14 protein-coding genes are annotated in these 19,998 nt (G+C 66.4%); 12 read left to right on the top strand and 2 right to left on the bottom strand.

Going from position 1 to position 19,998, the window contains the following annotated elements; all coding sequences use genetic code 11:
- Nucleotides 1-18 precede the first annotated feature (18 nt).
- The 3 genes from yidD to mnmE all read left to right on the top strand — a co-directional run bounded on the left by yidD (nt 19) and on the right by mnmE (nt 3,800).
- Complete coding sequence (yidD, locus tag V3596_RS11590; RefSeq protein ID WP_334277898.1) at nt 19-333, top strand: membrane protein insertion efficiency factor YidD; 315 nt, start codon at nt 19-21, stop codon at nt 331-333.
- On the top strand, nt 330-2,027 hold the full coding sequence (gene yidC / locus V3596_RS11585; RefSeq protein WP_334277897.1) for a membrane protein insertase YidC: 1,698 nt from the start codon (nt 330-332) through the stop codon (nt 2,025-2,027). The genes yidD and yidC overlap by 4 nt, the downstream gene beginning before the upstream one ends.
- Nucleotides 2,028-2,423: 396 nt before the next feature.
- Nucleotides 2,424-3,800, top strand: a complete 1,377-nt coding sequence (gene mnmE, locus V3596_RS11580) for a tRNA uridine-5-carboxymethylaminomethyl(34) synthesis GTPase MnmE (protein ID WP_334277896.1) — start codon at nt 2,424-2,426, stop codon at nt 3,798-3,800.
- 12 nt (nt 3,801-3,812) lie between these two features.
- On the opposite strand, the gene V3596_RS11575 is transcribed toward mnmE, so the two are convergent.
- The gene (locus V3596_RS11575; protein ID WP_334277895.1) at nt 3,813-4,412 is read right to left on the bottom strand and encodes an ECF-type sigma factor; all 600 of its coding nucleotides are present in this window, start codon (nt 4,410-4,412) and stop codon (nt 3,813-3,815) included.
- A 118-nt stretch (nt 4,413-4,530) separates the two neighbouring features.
- On the opposite strand from V3596_RS11575, the gene V3596_RS11570 reads away from it, so the two are divergent.
- Both V3596_RS11570 and V3596_RS11565 read left to right on the top strand, forming a co-directional pair.
- Nucleotides 4,531-5,592 carry a hypothetical protein gene (locus V3596_RS11570; RefSeq protein WP_334277893.1) on the top strand — a complete coding sequence of 354 codons (1,062 nt, stop codon included), beginning with the start codon at nt 4,531-4,533 and terminating at the stop codon, nt 5,590-5,592.
- Between the two features lie 56 nt (nt 5,593-5,648).
- Nucleotides 5,649-8,330, top strand: coding sequence for a serine/threonine-protein kinase (locus V3596_RS11565; protein WP_334277892.1), 2,682 nt, complete (start codon nt 5,649-5,651; stop codon nt 8,328-8,330).
- Between the two features lie 69 nt (nt 8,331-8,399).
- Here V3596_RS11565 and V3596_RS11560 read toward each other — a convergent pair whose 3' ends face one another.
- Nucleotides 8,400-10,994 (bottom strand): TonB-dependent receptor, encoded by a 2,595-nt coding sequence (locus V3596_RS11560; protein ID WP_334277891.1) that lies wholly within the window; start codon nt 10,992-10,994, stop codon nt 8,400-8,402.
- Between the two features lie 221 nt (nt 10,995-11,215).
- On the opposite strand from V3596_RS11560, the gene dgoD reads away from it, so the two are divergent.
- The 7 genes from dgoD to araG all read left to right on the top strand — a co-directional run bounded on the left by dgoD (nt 11,216) and on the right by araG (nt 19,995).
- Nucleotides 11,216-12,364: a galactonate dehydratase gene (gene dgoD, locus V3596_RS11555; protein ID WP_334277889.1), complete on the top strand. Its 1,149-nt coding sequence runs from the start codon at nt 11,216-11,218 to the stop codon at nt 12,362-12,364.
- A gap of 2 nt (nt 12,365-12,366) precedes the next feature.
- On the top strand, nt 12,367-13,305 hold the full coding sequence (locus tag V3596_RS11550; protein WP_334277888.1) for a 2-dehydro-3-deoxygalactonokinase: 939 nt from the start codon (nt 12,367-12,369) through the stop codon (nt 13,303-13,305).
- Nucleotides 13,305-13,940: a 2-dehydro-3-deoxy-6-phosphogalactonate aldolase gene (locus V3596_RS11545; protein ID WP_334277887.1), complete on the top strand. Its 636-nt coding sequence runs from the start codon at nt 13,305-13,307 to the stop codon at nt 13,938-13,940. The genes V3596_RS11550 and V3596_RS11545 overlap by 1 nt, the downstream gene beginning before the upstream one ends.
- Nucleotides 13,941-13,967: 27 nt before the next feature.
- Nucleotides 13,968-16,427 carry a beta-galactosidase gene (locus V3596_RS11540; RefSeq protein ID WP_334277886.1) on the top strand — a complete coding sequence of 820 codons (2,460 nt, stop codon included), beginning with the start codon at nt 13,968-13,970 and terminating at the stop codon, nt 16,425-16,427.
- A 106-nt stretch (nt 16,428-16,533) separates the two neighbouring features.
- Nucleotides 16,534-17,469 (top strand): SMP-30/gluconolactonase/LRE family protein, encoded by a 936-nt coding sequence (locus V3596_RS11535; RefSeq protein ID WP_334277885.1) that lies wholly within the window; start codon nt 16,534-16,536, stop codon nt 17,467-17,469.
- Between the two features lie 31 nt (nt 17,470-17,500).
- Nucleotides 17,501-18,484, top strand: coding sequence for an arabinose ABC transporter substrate-binding protein (locus V3596_RS11530; protein ID WP_334277980.1), 984 nt, complete (start codon nt 17,501-17,503; stop codon nt 18,482-18,484).
- Nucleotides 18,484-19,995, top strand: coding sequence for an L-arabinose ABC transporter ATP-binding protein AraG (araG, locus tag V3596_RS11525; protein ID WP_334277884.1), 1,512 nt, complete (start codon nt 18,484-18,486; stop codon nt 19,993-19,995). Before V3596_RS11530 ends, araG begins: the two co-directional genes overlap by 1 nt.
- Nucleotides 19,996-19,998: the final 3 nt, after the last annotated feature.

The following is a 19,998-nucleotide window of genomic DNA, read 5'->3' as shown; positions in this document are numbered from 1 at the left end:
GGCATAGCGAACGCTCACATGGCTTTCTCCCTGCGCAAGCTTCCCCAACAGGCCTTGATAGTCCTGGTGCGTGGCTATCGCCTGTTCCTCAGCCCCTGGCTGGGCGCCTCCTGCCGCTTCTATCCGACCTGCTCGGCCTATTCGATCGAGGCCCTCGAGCGCCACGGCGCCTTGTGGGGTAGCGGCCTGACCGCATATCGGATCCTGCGTTGCAACCCCTGGTGCGAAGGCGGCCATGACGGCGTGCCCGAGCATCCCCCGAAATTGTTCAGCCGGCTGCTCGGCCGGCAGGACGATTCCCGATCCTCTACCAATCCTGAAGCCTCCTCATGACTGATATACGCCGCACCGTGCTCTGGGTGGTGTTCACCATGTCGCTCGTCCTGATCTGGGACGGCTGGCAAAAGCACAACGGTCACCCGTCGATGTTCAGCCCTGTGCCCGTGGCCAAGCAGGCCTCGGCGGCCGGCAGCGCCGCCGCCGTGCCTGCCGTGCCGGGCGCCTCCAGCGAGATCGCAGCCGCCCCTGGCGCAGCACCGGCTGCTTCGGCACCTGCCGTGGCCAGCGAAAAGGTCGAGATCACGACCGACCTGGTCAAGGCCACGCTGGACAGCCAGGGTGGCAGCCTGGTCCGCGTCGAGCTGCTCAAGCATGCCGACCCGCATGACCCGAGCGGCCATGTCGTGGTGCTGAACAGCAGCGCGCAGCAGCTCTACAAGGCCGAGTCCGGCTTGACGGGTGTGGCCAACGCGCCTTCGCACCTGACCGTGATGAGCGTGCAGGCGGGCGAGCGCGAGCTCAAGGACGGCGCCAATGCGCTGACCGTGCGCTTCGAGTCGCCCGAGTCCGGCGGCCTGAAGCTGGTCAAGACCTACACGTTCACGCGCGGCAGCTATGCAATCACCGTCAAGCACGAAGTGCTTAACGCTTCCGGCGCTGCCGTGCAGCCGCAGCTCTACGTGCAACTGGTGCGCGACAGCCATGTCGAGGCCAAGCTCTCCTCGATGGCGCCGGCCAACTTCACCGGCCCGGCGGTCTACACCGACAAGGCCAAGTTCCAGAAGGTCGAGTTCGACGCGATCGAGAAGGACAAGGCCGAATACGAGAAGCGCGCGAACGACGGCTGGGTCGCCATGGTCCAGCATTACTTCACCAGCGCCTGGCTGCGCAACACGGCCGGCGACCGCGGCTTCTTCGTGCGCAAGCAGCCTGATGCCGTGAGCAAGCAATATGCCGTCGGCATGGTGTTCCCGCTGGCCCAGCTGGCACCGGGCGCGAGCGTGACGACCGAAGACCAGCTCTACGTTGGCCCGCAGGAAGAAAACAAGCTGGCCGAGCTGGCCCCGGGCCTGCAGCTGGTCAAGGACTACGGCATCTTCAAGGCCCTGTCGCAACCGCTGTTCTGGCTGCTCGACCAACTGCACAAGATCCTGGGCAACTGGGGCTGGGCCATCGTCGTGCTGGTGATCCTCCTGAAGATCGCCTTCTACTGGCTCAACGCCAGCGCCTACCGCAGCATGGCCAAGATGAAGGCCGTGGGCCCGCGCATCCAGGAACTGCGCGAGCGCCTGAAGGACAAGCCGCAGCAGATGCAGCAGGAGATGATGCGCATCTACAAGGAAGAGAAGGTCAACCCCATTGGTGGCTGCCTGCCGATCTTCCTGCAGATGCCTTTCTTCCTGGCCCTGTACTGGGTGCTGCTGTCCAGCGTTGAGATGCGCGGCGCGCCGTGGATCCTGTGGATCACCGACCTGTCGCAGCCCGACAGCCTGTTCGGCCACTTCCTGAGCGCTCCCATCGGCCCGCTGCCCATCCTGATGACGCTGACCAGCGTGCTGCAGGTCGCGCTGAACCCGAAGGCACCGGACCCGATGCAGCAGAAGATGATGTGGATCATGCCGCTGGCCTTTGGCGTGATGTTCTTCTTCTTCCCCTCGGGCCTGGTGCTGTACTGGCTGGTGAACAACATCCTGTCGATCGCCCAGCAATGGATGATCAACAAGCAGCTGGGCGTCTCGAACAAGTAAGCAAGACGCCGCAGCGGCAATAAGCCACGAAGCCCCCAGCGCACCCCGCGACTGGGGGCTTTTTTATTGACCCCTCGCCGCCTTTAATGGGATTCATGCGGGGCGCGAATTCCGGGCGGCGAAAGCCAATCTGAATCGAAGGCGCGAGTTCAGAGCTTACGAAAGCGGCTGATCCAGCCTCCCCCGCGCCATTCAAAAGCCCCCACGCGCCGGAGCACCGACGCTGCCCCCCGAGGGGGCGCGAACCGGCTTGGGGCGGCCCGGCGCCGAGCAAATGAGCCCCCATGCATTGGCATGCCAATGCCGCCCCCCAAGGTGGCGCGAACCGGCTTGGGGCGGCCCGGCGCCGGTTCAGGCCGCACGGAACGGGCTGATGTCGTACGCGACAATCCGCCGATGCTCTCTCGCCACCAAGACCCCATTGCCGCCATCGCCACCGCCCCCGGGCGCGGAGCGGTGGGCATCGTGCGGGTCTCGTCGCCACAAGACCTCGGCCCCATCGTTCAAGCGATCTGCGGCCGTACGCTGAAGGCGCGTGAAGCGACCTACCTCCCGTTCCGTTCCGCCACTGGCGACGCCATCGATCAGGGCTTGGCTTTGCTGTTTCCTGCGCCGCATTCCTACACGGGCGAACATGTGCTGGAACTGCAAGCGCATGGCGGGCCCGTCGTGCTGCAACTGCTGCTCGCGCGCTGCATGGACGCCGGAGCAGAGATGCGCGTGCGCCTGGCCGAGCCCGGCGAGTTCACGCAGCGGGCCTTCCTGAACGGCAAGCTCGACCTGGCGCAGGCCGAGGCCGTGGCCGACCTGATCGACGCCAGCACCGAAGCCGCCGCACGCAGCGCCAGCCGGGCCTTGTCGGGCGCCTTGTCGGAGGAGGTGGGCAAGCTGCGCGATGCGCTGATCAATCTGCGCATGCTGGTCGAGGCGACCCTGGATTTCCCCGAAGAAGAAATCGACTTCCTCGAGCAGGCCGATGCCCTGGGGCGCCTCGCACGCCTCTCAGCGCAACTTGACCGCGTGCTGGACCGCACCCAGCAAGGCGCGCTCTTGCGCGAAGGCATCAAGGTCGTGCTGGCCGGGCAACCCAATGTCGGCAAGAGCTCGCTGCTCAATGCCCTGGCCGGTGCCGAGCTGGCCATCGTCACGCCCATCCCGGGCACCACGCGAGACAAGGTCAGCCAGACCATCCAGATCGAAGGCGTGCCCCTGCACATCAGCGACACCGCCGGCCTGCGCGAGACCGACGACGAGGTCGAGCGCATCGGCGTGGCACGCAGCTGGGAGGCCATCACCGATGCCGACGTTGTGCTCTTCCTGCACGACCTCGGCCGCCTGGGCCAGCCGGACTACGAAGCCGAAGACAAGCTGATTGCCGAACGCCTGGCCGGCGTCGACCCCGGGCGCATCCTGCAGGTCTTCAACAAGGCCGACGTGGAGCATGGGCAAGACCTGGCCCCGGGCTCAATGACCTTGTCAGCCAAGACCGGCGCTGGCCTGGATGCGCTGCGCCAGCGCTTGCTCCAGCAAGTGGGCTGGCACGCTACGCCCGAGGGCCTCTTCATCGCTCGCGAGCGCCACGTGCAGGCGCTGCGCCGTACGCAGGAGCATCTGGCGATGGCGCATGCCGTGTCCATCCAGAAGCCTCCTGCATTGGATCTCCTGGCCGAAGAGTTGCGGATGGCGCATGACGCGCTGGGTGAGATCACGGGCGCCTTCACGGCCGACGAGTTGCTGGGGGTCATTTTCAGCAGCTTCTGCATCGGCAAGTAAGGCACCTTTTCCTCAGGCCTGCAGCTCCCGGAACAACCACGCCCGCGCCAGCAGCCAGTCGCGTTTGACCGTGGCCGTGGAGATGGCCAGCAGCTCCGCGATCTCCTCGATTTCCAAGCCGCCGAAGAACTTCAGCTCCACCACCTTGGCCGCGCGTGGGTCCACTTGCTCGAAAGCCAGCAAGGCCTCATGGACCTGAACGACTTCACGCGCACCGCCATCGCCGGCGATGTGCTGGGCCTCGGTGAGCGTGAGCGACGCCAGCGGCACGTCGCGCTTGTGCGCCTGCTTGGCCAGCGCGTGGTTCACGAGGATGCGCCGCATCATGATGGCCGCCATGCCCAGGAAATGGCTGCGGCTGGCCCAGCGGGTGCGGGTCTGCGCGGCCAGGCGTTCCCAGGCCTCGTGCGTCAGCGCGGTGGCGCTGAGGGTGTGGCCGGCGTGCTCCTTGCGCATCTGTGCGCCGGCGCTGCGCCGCAGCTCGTCATAGAGGGCGGCAAACAGCTGATTGACCGTATCTGCACCCGCCTCAGCTTGATCCAAGGTCTCCAGCCAGCGCGTGATTTCGGCGGCATCGGGCAGCGTGATCGGGGCTTCGCTTGAAGATGACATGAAAAAGATTATGGCGGCGTGATCCGTTTGCTGCGGTGCTCCTGCGCTAGTCATCAAGCCCCGGTGCATGCCGCAACCGGGCTTGACGAAATACCACTCACGCCCAAGGACCACCGCCATGACATGCAAGAACCTGACCTCGCCCCTCGCCAGCGCACTCATCGCCGCCAGCCTGATGCTTGCCGGCGCGGCCGTGCAGGCCAAGGACGCGCCCGAGCCCATTGCCGTCGATGCCAGCTTCAGGGCTTCGGAGCAGGCGATGAAAGTGCTCACCATCAACGACACCAAGGCGCTCAAGGGCCTCACCAAGGTGGCGGTGCCGCAGTTCAGCGTCGAGTTCGTGACCTTCGACCACGCCAGTGCCGAGACCTCCGGCTTTGCCGCTGCGGGCCGCGCCAGCGTGTCGGCGGCCTACAAGTTGATCGGCGTCGGCCAGGAGGATTTCCAGGCCATGACCGAGTCGCTCTACGCCGACTTCATTCGCGAGCTGCAGGCCAGTGGCCTGGAAGTGATGAGCGCGGAGCAACTGGGTGCCGCACCGTCCTATCGCAAGCAGGTGGCGGGCGGCACGCCGACGCCCATCATCTCGGACAGCGCCATCGTCGTGGCGCCCGCTGGCATGGCCTTGTACGGCGTGAACCGTGTCAAGGCCGAGGGCAGCAAGAACACGGGCATGTTCGGCGCCTTGTCGGCCCTCAGCAATGTCGGCTCCGCCATCAGCGGTGCTTTTGACAACGTCGAACTGCAGAAGGAACTGGGCGGTGCTGCACTGCTGGAGGTTCATATGCGTGTGCACTTCGTCAAGCTGACCAACAACAACAAGGGCTTCTTCGGCCGGATCTCCAGCACGGCTTCGGTGTCGGCCAAGGCCTATCCCAGCATCACCGCCGCCCATATGAGCGTGTTCGCCGGGCCGGAGGGCGGCCACCTGTCGCTGAAGCAGCCGCTGACGCTGGACGCCGCCGCCTTCAGCGACGTGCGAGAAGAAGCCACCACGGCCAAGGACGTTGCCGGCGCTGTGCTGACGGGCTTGATCAGGTTTGCGAGCGGCAGCAAGGACAGCGCCGAGTTCAAGCGTTTCGAGACCGTTGCGGATGCGGCCAAGTACCGTGAAGTGGTCGGTGGCGGCCTGGGCCTGGTGCGGGAGATGCTGGTGGCAAGGCTGAAGGCCGAGCGCTGAATCTGCGGAGATACTCTTCGGCACCTCGTTCCCGTGGCCTCAGCAGGAAGTCGCCCATGTCTGAATCGATGGCCCGCTGGGCCCGGATCAAGTCGCTGTTCGAATCCCTGGCCGAGGTGCCGGCATCCCTGCGGGAGCCGCTGATCAAGGCGGCCGAGCTCGAAGCCACCGAACTGGCCGAGCTGAGCTCGCTGCTGGCTCATCACGACCGGGCCGCCGCGGCCGATGCCTTCATGGCCGAGCCGGCAGCGCAGACGCTGATGGACCAGGAGGAGGGCGGCGCCGCCGTGCCCGGCCAGCGCCTTGGCGCCTGGGAGATCGTCCGCCTGATCGGCGCGGGCGGCATGGGCGAGGTGTTCGAAGCACGCCGGGCCGACGGCCGCTTCGAGGGCCGGGCCGCCATCAAGCTGCTCAAGCGCGGCATGGACAGCGCGGCCGTGATGCAGCGCTTCGCCCTCGAGCGCCAGGCACTGGCGCGGCTCAGCCACCCCCATATCGCACGCTTGCTGGATGCCGGCACTGCGCCCGCTGGCGTGCCCTACTTCGTGCTTGAGTATGTGGACGGCGAAGCGATCAGCGAGGCGGTACAAGACCTGACCCTGGACGAGCGTCTGCGCCTCTTCCTGCAACTGGCTGACGCAGTGTCCTACGCGCACCGCAACCTGCTGGTGCACCGCGACCTCAAGCCCGGCAACGTGCTGGTGGACCGCGAGGGCCAGGTGAAGCTCCTGGACTTCGGCATCGCCAAGGCGCTGGACCCGCTGGAATGCAACGACGGCCAGGCCACGGTCGGCGGCCAGCGTCCGTTCACGCCCAACTACGCGAGCCCCGAGCAGGTGCGCGGTGAGCCGGTCAGCACCGCCACCGACATCTACAGCCTGGGCGTGCTGCTCTATCAATTGCTCACCGGCACGCGCCCCACGGGCCGCAACGCCAGCACGCCGGCTGAAGCTGCCCGCTGCGTGCTGGAGGACGCGCCCACCAAGCCCAGCCGCCTGAGCCCGGAGGAGGTGAGCGACCCGCAATGGCTGCAGACCCGCAAGAAGCTCTCGGGGGACCTCGACAACATCCTGCTGAAGACGCTGGAGAAGGAGCCCGAGCGCCGCTACTCCAGTGTCGAGGCGATGGCCACCGATCTTCGTCGCTATCTCGAGGGCTACCCCGTCAGCGCGCGGCCAGCGAGCTGGCACTATCGACTGGCCAAGCAGGTCTCGCGCAACCGACTGGCCAGCGCGGCATTGGCAGCCAGCGTGCTGCTGCTCCTGGGCGGCAGCGCGGCAGTGGCCTGGAAGGCGCGTGAGGCAAGGCAGGCGCAGCTGCTTGCCGAACTCAGGTTGAAGGAAGTGCGCCGTGTCACGCATGAGCTGGTGTTCAGCTTCGGTGACAGCGTCGAGTACCTGCCTGGTGGCATGAAGATCAAGGCCGATCTGTTCAAGGAAGCGCTCGCCGCACTGGAGCGCTTGCAGCCTACGCTGGGCGAGAGCGACGAAGCGGCGCTGGCCGACATCGCCGAGATCCATGTGCGCCTGGCCGAGGCCTACACGCCCGACTATCCCGGCACGCTCAACGAGCCCGAGAAGGGCCTTCGTCATGCCGACCAGGCGCGGCTGCTGATCGACAAGGTCTGGGCCAGCCAGAAGGGCAATCCGGTGTTCGCCGGCTATGCCTCGCGCGCCTACATGGTGCTGGCCGGGCATGCGCGCGAAGCCGGTGACAAGGAGAAGGCGGTGGCGCTGTCCCGTCACGGCCTGGCGCTGGTTCAGGAGGCCGTGAAGCTCGCGCCTCCCAACAGCACCGACACGCTCCTGCTTCACAACGCCGTGACCGCCGGCTTGCAGGACCTCGCCGTCATGCTTGATGACAACGGCCTCGGCCTGGGTCGGCCCGAGGAGGCCATGCGCTACTACATCGCGGCGCGGGAATCCGGCCTCAAGGAACTGGAGATGAAGGCCGAGGCCGCGCGGCTCGATGCCAAGCTGCGCCCGGAGCAGACCCGCTTCCGGGCTGAGCTATTGCAGACCCTGGCCGTCATCAACGGCAGCATGGCCTCGTCGCACCAGCGGCGCGGCGACTACGAGCTGGCTGTGAAGGCGCGGGATGAAGCCATGGCGCATTTGCGCCAAGCGCGACAGATGCATCCCGAGCAACTGCAGTTGCAGGCCAGCACGGCTGCCAACCTGTTCCTGCTGGCCGGCCTGGAGTTGCAGATGGATCGGCCCGAGCAGGCGCTGAAAGCTTCGACCGAAAACCACGACTTGCTAGCGGGCCTGCTGGCCACCGACCCGAAGAACGCCGACTGGATTGATGCACGCGAGTACCGTGCGCTCGCCCAGGGTAGCGCGCTGCTCCGTCTGAATCGCCACGCTGAGGCGCAGCCCTGGCTGCGGCGCTCCGTGAACTATTGGCGCAAGGAGCTGGTGGCCAGCCCGCCTGCGGCCAAGCTGAAGCACCAGCGCGGCCTGGCCTTGGCCGAGTTCCGCCTGGAGCGCAGTCGGGCCGATTGGCCCGCAGTAGCGGCAGCGGCCGAGCAGCTCCAGACATTGGCAGACGCGGAGCCGCGCAATGCCGATGCCTACCAGGCGGCAGCCGAAGCAGCGCAAAGCCTCGCGAGCGACGGTCCGTCAGCCAGCCGCGCTACTTGGCAGCAGCGGGCCTGCCAGGCGTGGAAAGAGTCGGCAGCGCTGCGCCCGCTGTCGCCCTGGGCCCGGCGGCAATCCGGTGTTTGCCAGCCAGCATGAAAAAACAGCGGCGCGATTGCTCGCGCCGCCTTTCAAAGCCCCTGAAGGGGCCGACTCACAGCCTGGAATTCAGAGCTTGTAGCTGAGGCCCACATTGAAGCGCCGGCCGAACTCGGTCACTTCCTGCTGGTAGGGGTTGTTGCCGCTGGTGTAGACGGCCTTCTGGTTCGTGAGGTTGTCGATGCCCAAGCGCAGTTGCAGCTTCGGGCTCAACTGTTTCGCCAGGTTCAAGGTCACATAGGTCTCGGCGCCGTTGACGATCAACTGGCCCGAGGTCCAGGTCGGGTTGCGCACGAACTCGCTGTGATAGTTGGCCGAGAGGCGGGCCTCGAAGCCGTCCTTCTCGTACCAGAGCGTCAGGCCGCCGTTGTGCTTCATCAGGCCTTCGATCGGGAACGGGTTCACCGAAGGCATGTTCTCCTTCACGTTGCTGTGCGTGTAGGCGTAGTTGCTGTAGATGCCAAAGTTGTTGAACGGCGCCGGCAGCGGGCTTTGATAGACCAGCTCGATGCCGCTCACATTGCCGCCCTTGCCGTTGACCGAGCGCGTGATGTTGGCGGCGCGGCCGTCGATGGTGGTCGCGTCGGAGGTGATGCCGATGTAGCGGCTCAGCTTCTTGTAGAACAGGCCGGCCGAGAGCAAGGAGCTCTTGGCGAAGTACCACTGATACGCCACGTCCAGCTGGTCGGCCAGCATGGGCTTCAGCCCAGGGTTGCCGGCACTGCCGCTGATCGGCATGGCCGGGTTGGTGTCGATGCTGAGGTTGCGTGAGCCGCGCATTTCGTCCAGCGGCGCACGCGTCATCGCACGGGCCAGGCCCACGCGGATCTGGCGTTCCTGGTTGGCGTCGAGACCGAAGATCAGGTTCAGGCTGGGCAGCACTTCGGTGTAGCTGGTGCCGCCCTGCGTGGCCGTCGGCGCGGCGCCATTGAGCGACTGCATGCCGGCGCCGGTCTGGCTGGTGTGCACCAGGCGCAGGCCCAGGTTGCCGCGATAGGGCAGGCCGGCAATGTCGCCGTCCAGGTCGGCCTGTGCAAACGCCGAGCTGCTGCGCTCCTTCACCTGCCAGCCGGCCAGCAGGTCCCACTGGGTTCGCGGGCGGCCGGCAGCGCTGAAGGCGTCGTCACCGAACACTTGCGCGGTCGTGCCTTCGAAGTCCTTCAGGGCGATGAAGGGCGCGAGGCCGCTGACATTGATCGTCTCGAAGGCTGAAGGAGCGACCGTGCTCTTCGGGTTCACGCTCCAGGTGGTCTGGTGATAGCGCTTCTCGCGGTCGCTGAAACGCGCGCCGAGCTTCAGCGACTTGAAGTCTCCGGCATTCAGCGAGGTCGTGCCATTCAGGGCGAAGGCGTTGAGCTTGTCCTTGATGTGGCCGTCGGTGTCCACATACAGCGTGGGCTGGCTGAAGGCCGCCGGGTTGCCGGAGTCCTGGCCGATGGTGAAGGTCTGCACCTCGTTGCCGGTGAAGGACCATGTCAGCGTGCCGCTGTTGTTGGCCCAGTGGCGCACATCGCGCCACTGGCTGTTGCGCTTGGCCTGCGAGGTCGAGAGGTCGGCTTCCAGCTTCCAGTCGCCGGCGTTCAGCTTGGCGTTGATGCCGCCGGCCGTGGTCGTGTTGTCCTGCACCCAGACATAGTCGTTGGTCGTCAGGCCCACGTCCTTGACGGTGGCGCCCACGACATAGCCATCGCGGATGTCGACATTGCTGTAGTTGGCCTTCTGCCAGCCGTCCCAGTTGCCGACGTCGCCGGTCCAGTGCTGCAGGCCGGGCTCGTAGATGTCGGCCTTGGCGAAGTAGGCATCGGCGGTGATGAACAGGTCCGGCGTGGCCTTCATCTCGACCTTGCCGAGCAGGCTGCTGCGCTTGTCGGTGCCGCGCTTCACGTCGGTGCCGAAGCCCCAGGGCGATTTGTCGATCTTGCCGTCGCCGTTCAGGTCGCCGGAATGGTCTTCGTTGAAGCCCCAGTGTTTGATGTTCTTCTGCAGCGAGGGCTGGTCCTGGTAGCTGAAGGCCACCGCCACGCCCAGCGTCCTGTTGTTGAACTGGTCGACATAGATGCCACCCAGACGCGGCGCGGTCTTCTTGGCGCCGGCGATGTCGCCGCCCAGCTGGTAGTAGAGGCCGTCGAGCTTGACCGAGGCCTGGCGCTCGCGGAAGTTGAGTGGCGAGACGGTCTGCAGGTCGATGGTGGTGGCCACGCCGCCTTCGGCCAGCTCGGCCGATTGCGTCTTGTAGACCGTGGCGCCGCTGATCGACTCGGACGGGAACTGTTCGAAGCGCACCGCGCGGCCCGGTTCGCTCGACGCGAGCTCGCGGCCGTTCAGGGTGGCGCCGATGAAGCGGGGCCCAAGGCCGCGCGCGATCACCTGGCTGGCGTTGCCGCGGTCGAGGCCCGAGGAGAGGCCGGGCAGGCGGGCGAGCGTTTCGGCGATGGTGGTGTCGGGCAGCTTGCCGATGTCTTCCGAGGCGATCACCTCGACCATGCTGTTGGACGCTTCCTTGGCGTCCAGCGCCTGGCGCACCGAGGCGCGGATGCCGGTCACGACCACGGTCTCGAGGTCGGCCTTGGGCGCGGAGGCCGGCGCGGGCGCGGTCTGGGCGAGCGCCACGGTGGGCCACATGAACATCGCCTGGATCAGGCCAGCGAGCGGGGTCTTGCGCATCTTCTTGTCTCCGTCTTGTCGTGTTGGTTTTGGCGGCGTTGATGCTAAGAAGACGGCGAGATGCCGAGATATCACTTAATTGCTCATGTCTATGCGCATTTCGCAAGCCTGCGACCCAACCCTCTTGCTATGTGAAGACGAGATAGCTGACGATCAACAAAGCATATTTCGCAGCTAGGTTCCAACCCTAAGCTGCCAGCATCACTGCACCGCCCGTCCCCATGAAGATCACCAAGCTCACGACCTACCGTCTGGCACCGCGCTGGATGTTCCTGAAGATCGAGACCGATGCCGGCATCACCGGCTGGGGCGAGCCGGTGATCGAGGGCAAGGCCCGCTCGGTCGAAGCCGCGGTGCACGAGTTCGAGCCTTATCTGATCGGGCAAGACCCGTCGCGCATCAACGACCTCTGGCAGGTGATGTACCGCGGCGGCTTCTACCGAGGCGGCGCCATCCTGATGAGCGCCATCGCCGGCATCGACCAGGCGCTGTGGGACATCAAGGGCAAGGCGCTCGGCGTGCCGGTCTACGAGCTCCTGGGCGGCCTGGTGCGCGACAAGATGAAGATGTATTCCTGGGTCGGTGGTGACCGCCCGGCCGACGTGATCGCCGACATCAAGCGCCTGCGTGAAGGCGGCTTCGACACCTTCAAGATGAATGGCAGCGAGGAGATGGGCCTGATCGACAGCGCCGCCAAGGTGGATGCCGCCGTGGGCCGCATCGCCGAGATCCGCGCGGCATTTGGCTTTGACATCGAGTTCGGCATCGACTTCCACGGCCGCATCGGCGCGCCTATGGCCAAGGTGATGCTGCGTGAGCTCGAGCCCTACCGACCGCTCTTCGTCGAAGAACCGGTGCTGGCCGAGCAGGACGAGACCTATGCGCGCCTGGCGGCGCACACCAGCATTCCGCTGGCGGCCGGCGAGCGCATGTATTCGCGCTTCGAGTTCAAGCGGGTGTTCCAGGGCGGTGGCTTGTCCATCGTGCAGCCTGATCTCTCGCATGCCGGCGGCATCACCGAATGCATGAAGATCGCCGGCATGGCCGAGGCCTATGACGTGGCGCTTGCTCCGCACTGCCCGCTGGGCCCGATTGCTCTCGCAGCCTGCCTGCAGGTGGACTTCGTCTCCCACAACGCCGTGCTGCAGGAGCAGAGCATGGGCATCCATTACAACAAGGGTGGCGAGCTGCTGGACTACGTCCTGAACAAGGACGACTTCCATATCGAAGGCGGCTACATCTTGCCTTTGCCCAAACCGGGCCTGGGTGTCGAAGTGGATGAAGCGCGCGTGATCGAGGCGAGCAAGACGGCACCTGACTGGCGCAACCCGCTGTGGCGCCATGCGGACGGCAGCGTGGCCGAATGGTGAGCGTGACTTCGTTTCCCCGTGAGACGCGCCTGATCGGTCTGGACTGGGGCAGCTCCAGCCTGCGCGCGATGCTGATCGACGAGCAGGGCCAGGTCTTGCTCACGCGTCAGTCGACGCAAGGCGCGTCCACGCTGAAGGGCGGCGCCGCTGCCTTCAGCGCGGTGCTCGATGAATTGATCGGCGACTGGCATGCGACGGCGCCGGCCATCCTCGCCTGCGGCATGGTGGGCAGCCAGCATGGTTGGCGCGAAGTACCTTATGCAGCCTGCCCGGCCGACGCGAGCGCCCTGGCCGCTGGCGCTGTGGACGTGGACTGGCGGGGTCGCGCCGTGCGGTTGCTGCCGGGCCTGCGCTGCGACACCGAGGCCGGCCCGCCGGACGTGATGCGCGGCGAAGAGACGCAAGTGCTTGGCGCGCTGGAGTCGGCGCCCGAGCTGGCAGCGCGCAGCTGTATCGTCATGCCGGGCACGCACAGCAAATGGGCCCAGGTCATTGACGGCACTGTGCGCAGTTTCGCCACGCAGATGACCGGCGAGCTGTTTGCCGTGATGCGCCAGCATTCGGTGCTGGGCCGGCTGATGCCTGCTGACCCAGCCCACGACCTGCTCTCATTTGCCCAGGGCGTGCGCGCTGCGCGCGACCACGGCGAGCTGGGCCTGCCGCATCAGCTCTTTGCGGTGCGCACATTGGGCCTGACCGGCCGCCTGGCGAGCGAGGCGCTGCCCGACTATCTCTCCGGCCTGTTGATCGGCCATGAATTGCGCGCCGGCCTCCGGGCCCGCGATGCCGATGCACCGCTGGTTCTGCTCGGCGAGCCGGCCCTGTGCCAGCGCTATGCCAAGGCGCTGGACCTGTTCGGCATCGGCCCCGTGCAGGTGCTGCTCAATACCGCTGCCGCCGGCCTGTGGCGCATCGCCCAGGTGGCGCGAGGAGTGCTCTGATGTCGTCTCTTCCTGAAGCAAAGTTCGACGCGGCCTTTCGTGCCTTGCCGCTGGTGGCCATCCTGCGTGGCGTGAAGCCCAACGAGGTCGAGGCGATCGCCTTGAGCCTGTATGAAGAGGGCTTTCGCATCATCGAGGTGCCGCTCAATTCACCGCAGGCTTTTGATTCGATTGCGAGGCTGGCCCGGTGCCTGCCGGCGGATGCGGTGATGGGTGCCGGCACGGTCCTGAGCACCGGCGCGGCCGACAAGGTTCGCGATGCCGGCGGCCAGCTCGTCGTGATGCCGCATGCGGACACGCGCGTGGTGTCGCACGTCAAGGCGCAGGGGCTGCTTTGCGTGCCTGGTGCGGCCACGCCCACCGAAGCCTTTGCCTGCGTGGAAGCGGGCGCCGATGCGGTGAAGCTGTTCCCGGCCGAGCTGGTGACGCCGCAGGTGGTCAAGGCCATGCGCGCGGTGCTGCCGGCCACCTTGAAGCTGTTGCCGGTGGGCGGCATCACGCCAGAAACGATGGGCGCGTTCCGCGCCGCGGGGGCTGCCGGCTTTGGCCTGGGGGGCGCCTTGTATGCACCGGGCTTCAGCGCAGGCGATGTGGCCCAGCGCGCCCGCGCCTTCGTGACGGCCTGGCGCGCCTGAAGACAAGAGAACAACAGGAGACAAGCGATGAAGAAGATCCAGACCGCGGGCGCTATCGCCCTGGCGGCCGCGCTGTGCTGCTCGGCGCTCCGGGCGGAGACCCTGCTTCAAGTCGACGCCAGTGCACCCGTGGCCGCGCCGACGACCGGCCACTTGAAGCTCGGCGCTTCGGTGTCGCCCAAGGGCGAACGTCTGGCCGTCAACAACCAATACCTGAGCCTCAACGGCAAGCCCTGGCTGCCGGTGATGGGCGAGTTCCACTACACGCGCAGCCCGGCCTCAAGCTGGGCGGCCGAGCTGCAGAAGATGAAGGCAGCCGGCATCGACGTAGTGGCCAGCTATGTGATCTGGAATCACCACGAGCTGAATGAAGGCCAGTTCAGCTGGCAGGGCAATCGCGACCTGCGTCGCTTCCTGCAGCTGGCGCAGCAGGCAGGCTTGAAGGCAGTGGTGCGCATCGGACCCTGGTCACATGCCGAGGTTCGCTTCGGCGGCGTGCCGGACTGGGTGGTCAACACCATGCCCACACGGCAGAACGACGCGCAGTACCTGCGCCATGTCGAACGCCTCTATGCCCAGATCGGCCAGCAGCTGAAGGGCCAGCTCTGGAAGGATGGCGGCCCGGTCATCGGCATCCAGATCGAGAACGAATACAACCTCACCGGCCCGGGCAAGGGCGCCGCGCACATCTCCACCCTGAAGGGTCTGGCGCACAAGGCGGGCATGGATGTGCCGCTGTATACCGTCACCGGCTGGGATGGCACGGTCTATCCTTCTGGTGAAGTAACGCCGGTATTCGGTGGCTACCCGGATGAGCCCTGGGGTCTGCCGACCACCGAGCTGCCGCCGAAGGAAACCTACGCCTTTCGCTTCGACAGCCGCGTCTCCGGCGACCTCGGCGCGCAGACTGCCGCCACCGCGCGGGGCACGGCCGAGACCGATATTGCCCTGACGCCGTTTCTCGGCGCGGAATACGGCGCCGGCCTGCCGGCCATGTACCGCCGCCGCACCATGGTCTCGAGCGACGACATCGCCTCGATGCTGCCGGTGCAACTCGGCTCGGGCGTCAACCTGCTCGGCTATTACATGTTCCACGGCGGCCGCAATCCGCTGGGCGAGCATTCGCTGGAAGAGAGCACGGCGAGCGGCGGCTACAACGACACGCCCAGGATCAATTACGACTTCCAGGCGCCGCTGGGCCCGGACGGCCAGCAGCGCGAGGTCCTGACCAAGCTGCGGCCCTTCCATCTGTTCCTGCAGTCTTACGGTTCGCAGTTGGCGACGATGACGGTGCGCAAGCCCGCCGCCGTGCCGCCGCATCCGACCGAGCTGACCACGCCGCGCTATGCCGTGCGCTCCAACGGCGACAGCGCCTTCCTCTTCGTCAACAACCATGTGCGGCAGTACGCGATGCCGCAGTTCTCTGACGTTCGCTTCTCGGTGAAGCTGCCGGGCGGCACGCTCACGTTTCCGCAGCAGCCATTGACGATCAAGAACGGCGACTATTTCGTCTGGCCGGTCAACCTGGACCTCGAAGGCACTCGCCTGGTCTACGCAACGGCCCAGCCGGTGACGCGCTTTGATGCGGGCACGCAAGGCCTTGTCCACGTGTTCAGCGCTGCGTCTGATCAGCCGGTGGAGCTGGCTTTCAGTGCAGCCGATGCCAGCTTCATCGAAGCGCCCGGTGCCACGCGTCATGAAGTCGATGGTCGCGTGGTCTTCAGCGGCTTCAAGCCCGGCACCTCGCCAGTGCTGACAATCAGGAAGCCCGGCCAACGCCCGGTGCAGTTGCTCGCGCTGACGGCGGCGCAAGCGCGCAATCTGGTGACGGGCGAATTCGCCGGCCAGCCGCGCCTGCTGCTTTCGGACCAACAACTCTGGATCGCTGGCAGCCATCTGGAACTGCGCAGCGCGGGCGATGCCAGGCTGCGCTTGGCCATGTTCCCGGCCGCCGCGAAGACACCGCAGGGCAGCCTGGCCTTGAAGGCCGCAGGCAGTGATGGCCTGTTCCAGGTTTTCGAAGCCCAAGCGACCGCGCGCCAGCCGGTGGCCAGCTTCAGGCAGACCCGCCAGGCGCAAGGCGCGCTGCCGATCATGAAGGGCGGCCTGGCCAAGGCGGCCTTGCAACCGATTCCCGAAGCCTTCTCCGCCGCGGCGGCCTGGCAGGTCACGGTGCCCAAGGACGCGCTCCAGGGCCTGGACGACGTGATCCTCGAGGCCGACATCGTTGGCGACATCGGCCGGCTCTACAGCGGCACGCTCATGCTGGACGACTGGTACTACTTCGGCCCGAAGTGGCAGATCGGCCTGAAGTCGCTGGGCAAGGCGCTTGAACAGCCCATGAGCGTTTCGGTGCTGCCGCTGCGCGCCGATGCGCCGATCTACCTGCCGCGTGAGCACCGGCCCGACTTCGCCGGTCAGAAGCAAGTCGCCGAGCTGCGGGCTGTCCGGCTGATCCCGGTTTATCGGCTGTCGGTGAGGCCCTGAGTGAGCTATACGACTTTTGGATAGTTAAACCCTGACAAGCGATTGGTCGGATATGTTCCGACCCAGTAACTTCGCATTCTTGAGCGAGAGAGACGGAGACATCAGCGTGCCCTCGGAACCTGTGAGCATTGACAACCTTCAGCTGGCCCATCCGCACAGCGCCACGCTGGGCGAAGGCATCCAGTGGCATGGACCCAGCCAACGCTGGTGGTGGGCCGATATCGAGTCGGGCGTCCTGAACGCCTGGTCGGGTGATACCGGCGCGGCCTTGAGCTGCCGTCTGCCAGACCGCCTGGGCTGCTTTGCCCACACCCGTTCGGGCAAGCTGATCCTCGGCCTGGCCAAGCGCCTGTGCCTGGGGCAACTGACCGACCCGCTCGCACAAGGACCGGTCAACATGGCGCTGACCCAGCTGGCGGCCGTGGACCCGGCCGAGAGCCGCACCCGTGTGAACGACGGCCGCTGCGACCGCCGCGGCTACTTCGTCTTCGGCACGATGAACGAGGCGGCCGAAAAACGCCCCATTGGCAGCTTCTACCAATACTCGTTGAAGCACGGCCTGCGCCGCCTCGCCTTGCCCGCGGTAGCGATTGCCAACAGCATCGCGTTCAGCCTTGACGGCCGCACGATGTACTTCTGCGACACGCTCTCCCGCGTGATCCAGCAATGCGACTACGACGCCGAAGCTGCGCAGGTCAGCAATATCCGTCCCTTCGTGACCGTGACCGACAAGCACGCCTGGCCCGATGGCTCGGTGGTCGATGCCGAGGGCTGCTTGTGGAACGCGCAATGGGGCGCCGGCCAGGTCTGCCGCTACTCGCCTGATGGCGAATTGCTGCAACGCGCTGCCGGTGCCGCGCCGCACAGCAGCTGCCCGGCTCTGGGCGGCAAGCGCGGCGATGAACTGATGGTGACCACCGCCCGGGCTGATCTGAACCGCGAAGCGCTGGCCGCCGCGCCGCAGTCCGGCAGCCTGTTCGGCCTGCGCCTGCCGCGCGCGCTGGCTGTTCCCGAAACCTTGTTTGACGACGAGCCGGTCTGAGCTCGCGACTTGTGGAGACAAAGACATGACGATCCAACGCAGAACCCTCGCTTTTTGGGCCATGGCCGCCCTGGCTTCGCTGATTGCAACGGCCCAAGCAGCCGAGCCGATCAAGATCGGCTTCCTCGTGAAGCAGGCCGAGGAACCCTGGTTCCAGGACGAATGGCGCTTCGCCGAGCAAGCCGCCAAGGAAAAGGGCTTCACGCTGGTGAAGATCGGCATTCCCAATGGCGAGAAGATGATGGCCGCCATCGACAACCTGGCCGCGCAGAAGGTGCAGGGCTTCGTCATCTGTGCACCCGATGTGAAGCTGGGTGCGGCCGTGGCGCGAGCGGCCAGGCGCCACAAGCTGAAGGTGATGTCGGTGGACGACCAGCTGGTGGACGGCGCCGGCAAGCCCATCGCCGACATCCCGCACATGGGCATCTCCGGCTACGAGATCGGCAAGCAGGTGGGCCAGGGGATGGTCGAGGAAATCAAGGCACGCGGCTGGAACCTCGCCGAGGTCGGCGCCTTGCGCATTGCTTTCGATCAACTGCCCACGGCACGCGAACGCACCCAGGGCGCGCTCGATGCCCTGAAGGCCGCCGGCCTGCCCGCCGCCAACCTGGTCGACGCACCGCAAGCCAAGACCGACACCGAGAGCGCCTTCAACGCCGCCAACATCGCCTTCACCAAGAACGCGAAGTTCAAGCGCTGGGTCGCCTTCGGCCTGAATGACGAAGCCGTGCTTGGCGCCGTGCGTGCCGCCGAAGGCCGCGGCTTGAAGCAGGACGCAATGCTGGGCATCGGCATCGGTGGCAGCCAGACGGCGCTGAACGAGTTCTCCAAGCCCACGCCCACGGCCTTCTTCGGCACGGTGCTGATCAGCCCCAAGCGCCATGGCTACGAGACCGCCCTGAACGTCTACCAGTGGGTCGCTGAGAACAAGGCACCGGCGGCTCTGACGCTGACCAACGGCATCTTGATGACCCGAAAAAATCAAGCCGAAGTCCGGAAAACCATGGGCCTGTAATGACCGCAGTCCTGCAGTTCGAGAACGTCACCAAGACCTTCCCCGGCGTCAAGGCGCTGAACGGGGTGAGCTTCGAGGCGCACGCCGGCCAGGTGCATGGCCTGCTGGGCGAAAACGGCGCGGGCAAGAGCACGCTCCTGAAGATCCTGGGTGGCCAGTACCGCCCGGACGGCGGCCGCCTGATCCTGAACGGCAAGCCCTGCGACTTCCATTCGGCGGGCGACGCGATTGCTGCCGGCGTCGCGGTGATCCATCAGGAACTGCAGTACGTGGCCGAGCTGACGGTGGCCGAGAACGTGCTGCTGGGCCGCCTGCCCACGCGCTTCGGCTTTGTGGACCATTCGGCCGCGCGCCAGCTGGTGGCCGAGAAGCTGGCCAGCATCGGTGTCGATCTGGACCCGGCCGCCAGGCTTTCCGACTTGTCGATCGCGCAGCGCCAGATGGTTGAGATCTGCAAGGCCGTGATGCAGGAGGCGCAGGTCATCGCCTTCGACGAGCCGACCAGCAGCCTCTCGCACCGCGAGAGCGAGATCCTGTTCCGCCTGGTGCATTCGCTGCGCGCCGAGGGCCGCACGCTGATCTACATCTCGCACCGGCTCGAAGAGCTGTACGCGCTCTGCGACAGCTGCACCATCTTCCGCGACGGCCGCAAGGTGGCCACGCATCCGGTGATGGCCGAGGTCAGCCGCGAGCGCCTGATCGCCGACATGGTGGGGCGCGAGCTGCAGGACATCTACGACTACCGCGAGCGCCCCGCCAAGGAGGAGCGCCTGCAGGTGCAGGGTCTGCGCAGCAAGGCGCTGCCTGGTGGGGCATCGGGCTTGTCGTTCAGCGTGCGTGGCGGCGAAGTGCTGGGTTTCTTCGGCCTGGTCGGCGCCGGCCGCAGCGAGCTGATGCGCCTGCTCTACGGCGCCGACAAGCGCACCGGGGGGCAGGTGGTGCTCGACGGCAAGCCGGTTGACGCGAGCGGCCCGGCCGCAGCCATTGCCGCCGGCATCGTCTTGTGCCCGGAAGACCGCAAGGAGCAGGGCATCCTGGCGCAGAGCTCGGTGGCCGAGAACATCAACATCAGCTGCCGGCGCCACGGCCTCCTGGGCGGCATCTTCCTGCGCCACCGCCGCGAGGCCGAGCTGGCTGATGCCTTCATCAGGCGCCTGCGCATCAAGACACCGAACCGCGAGCAGGAGATCCGCCTGCTCTCCGGCGGCAACCAGCAGAAGGTGATCCTGGCGCGCTGGCTGGCCGAGCCGGGGCTCAAGGTCCTGATCCTGGACGAACCCACGCGCGGCATTGACGTCGGCGCCAAGAACGAGATCTACGGCCTGATCCACGAGGTGGCGGCGAGCGGCTGCTGCGTGATCGTGATCTCGAGCGAGCTGCCCGAGGTGCTGGGCATCTCGGACCGGCTGATCGTCATGCGCGAGGGCCGCATCAGCGGCGAGCTGAGCCGCGCAGAAGCCAATGAAACCGCCGCGCTTGCGCTGGCGCTGCCCGATGAAGTGAGCGCCTGACCC

Origin of the sequence: Roseateles microcysteis (assembly GCF_036880965.1) — a bacterium.
Classification (GTDB): Bacteria; Pseudomonadota; Gammaproteobacteria; order Burkholderiales; family Burkholderiaceae_C; genus JAUASW01.
This window is presented reverse-complemented; position numbering and strand designations above follow the sequence as displayed.

What these genes read in the sequence shown, in the direction of transcription:
- V3596_RS11560 (WP_334277891.1), bottom strand. Translation starts at nt 10,994, where the DNA reads ATGCGCAAGACCCCGCTCGCTGGCCTGATCCAGGCGATGTTCATGTGG.
- mnmE (WP_334277896.1), top strand. Translation starts at nt 2,424, where the DNA reads ATGCTCTCTCGCCACCAAGACCCCATTGCCGCCATCGCCACCGCCCCC.
- yidD (WP_334277898.1), top strand. Translation starts at nt 19, where the DNA reads ATGGCTTTCTCCCTGCGCAAGCTTCCCCAACAGGCCTTGATAGTCCTG.
- V3596_RS11545 (WP_334277887.1), top strand. Translation starts at nt 13,305, where the DNA reads ATGTCGTCTCTTCCTGAAGCAAAGTTCGACGCGGCCTTTCGTGCCTTG.
- V3596_RS11575 (WP_334277895.1), bottom strand. Translation starts at nt 4,412, where the DNA reads ATGTCATCTTCAAGCGAAGCCCCGATCACGCTGCCCGATGCCGCCGAA.
- yidC (WP_334277897.1), top strand. Translation starts at nt 330, where the DNA reads ATGACTGATATACGCCGCACCGTGCTCTGGGTGGTGTTCACCATGTCG.
- V3596_RS11540 (WP_334277886.1), top strand. Translation starts at nt 13,968, where the DNA reads ATGAAGAAGATCCAGACCGCGGGCGCTATCGCCCTGGCGGCCGCGCTG.
- V3596_RS11565 (WP_334277892.1), top strand. Translation starts at nt 5,649, where the DNA reads ATGTCTGAATCGATGGCCCGCTGGGCCCGGATCAAGTCGCTGTTCGAA.
- araG (WP_334277884.1), top strand. Translation starts at nt 18,484, where the DNA reads ATGACCGCAGTCCTGCAGTTCGAGAACGTCACCAAGACCTTCCCCGGC.
- V3596_RS11570 (WP_334277893.1), top strand. Translation starts at nt 4,531, where the DNA reads ATGACATGCAAGAACCTGACCTCGCCCCTCGCCAGCGCACTCATCGCC.
- dgoD (WP_334277889.1), top strand. Translation starts at nt 11,216, where the DNA reads ATGAAGATCACCAAGCTCACGACCTACCGTCTGGCACCGCGCTGGATG.